Source organism: Treponema sp. R6D11, assembly GCF_054786075.1.
In genome coordinates this window covers 1-448 of record NZ_BDHD01000917.1, presented here as the reverse complement: position 1 = coordinate 448, position 448 = coordinate 1, and the positions used below count along the sequence as shown (strand labels likewise).

The following is a 448-nucleotide window of genomic DNA, read 5'->3' as shown; positions in this document are numbered from 1 at the left end:
GTATTGACGAACTGTTAAATGCAATGGACACTTATTTCCCCGATCCGGTGCGCGATTCCGATAAACCTTTCATTATGCCGATTGAAGACGTGTTCACAATTCAGGGACGTGGTACTGTCGTTACCGGAAAAGTGGAACGCGGTATCCTCAAACTGAACGAAGAAGTTGAAATTATCGGTATTAAACCCACAAAGAAAACGGTTATTACCGGTATTGAAATGTTCAATAAACTGCTCGATGAAGCCCAAGCCGGCGATAATGTCGGTACTCTTCTTCGAGGTATTGAGAAAAAAGACGTTGAACGCGGACAGGTACTCGCTAAACCGGGAACCATTACACCTCACAAAACATTCAAAGGTCAGATTTATTGTCTGGCCAAAGATGAAGGCGGACGCCATAGCCCGTTCTTTACAGGTTACAGACCGCAGTTCTATTTCCGCACAACCGA

General features: G+C 44.9%; 1 protein-coding gene. It reads left to right on the top strand.

Going from position 1 to position 448, the window contains the following annotated elements; translation table 11 throughout:
* The coding region (locus tag ACYVTD_RS16800; RefSeq protein ID WP_461248793.1) for an EF-Tu/IF-2/RF-3 family GTPase at positions 1-448 on the top strand (448 nt) is incomplete at both ends.